The organism is Rubrivirga sp., from assembly GCF_049648075.1.
Taxonomy (GTDB): domain Bacteria; phylum Bacteroidota; class Rhodothermia; order Rhodothermales; family Rubricoccaceae; genus Rubrivirga.
This window is the reverse complement of record NZ_JBARYR010000229.1, coordinates 1-2,557: the sequence shown is the minus strand read 5'-3', so window position 1 is coordinate 2,557 and position 2,557 is coordinate 1. Positions and strand designations below refer to the sequence as shown.

Annotated in this window: 1 protein-coding gene; it reads right to left on the bottom strand. The window is 69.1% G+C overall.

The annotated features are described in order from the left end of the window. Positions 1–2,557: class I SAM-dependent DNA methyltransferase (locus WBA11_RS06660; RefSeq protein WP_424519922.1), on the bottom strand; the 2,557-nt coding region annotated here is incomplete at both ends.

The window sequence follows — 2,557 nt, the reverse complement described above, 5'->3', positions numbered from 1 at the left end:
CGCTGGCGGCGGCCGTGGGCGTATCGAGGGTGATCTCGGCCTGAATCGTCTCGCCGGGGGCCTGGAGGGCCGGGCGGAGGTAGCGGACGCGCCCGGCGGCTTCTTCGGCCTGGCGCTCCGCGTTGAGAGCGACCAAGTGGACGAGGATCTGTTGGTCGCTCAGGCCGACGGACCAGCCGTAAGCATCGGCTACAGCGGCATCGAGGGCGTCATGCGTTTCGCGGAGGATGGCAACCTGCCCGCGCTCGTAGTCCGTCCGCTCCTTCTTGCTCATCTCGCGGCCCTCGCGGACGGCGCCGAGGGCGTTGTAGAGCCCGGTGAGCGTGAGCGTCGGGTGGTCCGACTGGACCCGCCAGCGGTGGGCGTCGAGGCGCTCGCCGAGTTGGCGGATGGTCTCGCGCTGTTTGTCGGTCGCGTCGGGGAACGGAAAGGGGTCGAAGATCCGGGACCCGTTGTAGACCGGCCGGTCCTCCAGCGTCCCTCCCGCCCCGAGCGACCACACAACGTGGGCGCGGCTGGAGAGCACCCCCAAGACGTAGGCGTCCTCGTGGGCCACGACGCGGAGCTTCTGGTCCGGCAGGACCTCGGCGTCGAGGAACACGAAGTAGCGGTGCTTCGAGGTCTCGACGGTGGCGATGAAGCGGTTGAGGCCGTCGAGCGACGCACGGAGCTCGGGCCGAGCCTCGGCGTGAAGCCACCACCGCTCCCGATACGATTTCCGCTTCTGGTTGTCGCGGAACGGTTTTACCTCGTCGAGGAGGTGCTGATAGAGGCTCGGGTGTTCGGACCTCGCCTCGTCCACGCCCGACCCGAAGAAGTCGATGAGGAGCCGGTCGGGCTGGCTCCGCGCGATGTCGCCGCCGGTCTTGTACCGACGGATCGTGGACGGAAGGGCGTCCGGGTCGTAGCCCAACCGCCTGGCGTCGTTGGCATCGAGCCGAAAGCCGGTCCCAAGGGGAATCAGACCCATAAAGCTGAGCCCGTCGTTAGCCCTGAGCGGCTCCGCTCCCGACACGTCGGCCCCGACGCTCAGGTCGGGGTGGATCGTGCCCTGGGTGACGGCAAGTTCCACGCTCCGGGCGTCGTCGTCCTCTCCCTTCCCCTCTCGGACGACCTCGGCAAGCTCGCCGTCCGCAGTGCCGGGGACTCCGACGGTCATCGCGACACGCACGGCGGCGCCGAGCGCGGCATCGACCCACGGGTGGTCCGGCACGGCGAAGGCAACCGCCAGCGGGGGCTCGGCGTCGAGGTGGTGCTCGACGACGCGGCGGTTGAAGGTCATCGTGATCGAGTTTGTCGTGATGAACCCGAACCGCTCCGCGCGGCCCGTACGGACGGCCTCGGCCGCCTTGTGCCACCAGTACATCACGAAGTCGGCCGACTCCGGCACGTCGCGGTACGCCTTCCGCAGCGCCTCGGTGTAGCCGTCGCCAAGCGTGTCCCGCATCCGTTTGTTGCCGACGAACGGCGGGTTGCCGATGACGAAGTCGGCCTGGGGCCAGTCGGCGGGGCGAGCACCCTCGTAGTCATAGACCGTCGTGAGGGCGCTCATATCGGGGACTTCCTCGCCCGTGGCAGGATGCGGCCTGGTCGTCCGCCCGTCCCACGTCGTGACGGGTTCGCCGTCGTCGTCGAGGCGGGGCGTCTTGGCGTCATAGGCGAGGACGGCATCGCGATTCTCGACGTTGCCGTAGGCCCGCAGCACGGGGTCGGAGAGCCCCTGCGGGCCGCCGTGCGTGCGGAGGTGCCACTGGAGGTAACCGATCCAGAGCACGAGGTCGGCGATGGCCGCCGCGCGTGGGTTGACCTCGATTCCCAAGAGCTGCGCTGGGGTCACAGCCACGCCTTCGAGGTCGAGCCCGGCGGCGCCGTACTGGGCGAGCGCGGCCTGGACTTCCCCCTCGATCCGCTTGAGGTGCTCCAGCGTCACGTAGAGGAAGTTGCCGGACCCGCAGGCCGGGTCGAGCACGCGGACGGAGGTGAGCCGCGTGAGGTACTTCCGCAGCTCGGTGAGGACCGATTTCCGGGTGGCCCGATTGTGAGCATCGCGAGCGTTACCTCCTTCGGGAGCCGTCTCAGCGGCCTCGGCTTCGATCTGGGCGACGGCAGCCTGGGTGGCATCCCACTCCTCACGAAGCGGATCGACAACAGCGGGGACGACGAGCCGCTCGACGTAGGCGCGGGGGGTGTAGTGGGCGCCCAGCTTGTGGCGCTCGCGGGGATCGAGAGCGCGCTCCAGGAGCGTCCCGAAGATGGCGGGCTCGACCTCTCGCCAGTCCGCCTCGGCAGCGGCGAGCAGAAGGTCGAGCTGACGGGCATCGAGGGCGAGCGCGTCAGTTTCGGCGAAAAGGCCGCCGTTGAACCGGCGGAGCTTCGCCTTGAGCGCAGCCGAAAAGCCGCCCGCGCCCATCGTCTGCCAGAGGTCTTGGAGTGCGTCGTGGAGTACGTCGAGGTGGTCGCGGTATTCGGCGAGCAAGCCCGAGAACGACCGCTCGGGGATGAGCCGGGCGTCCTCAGCGAACATGGTGAACAAGCTCCGGGACAGGAACCCGAACAC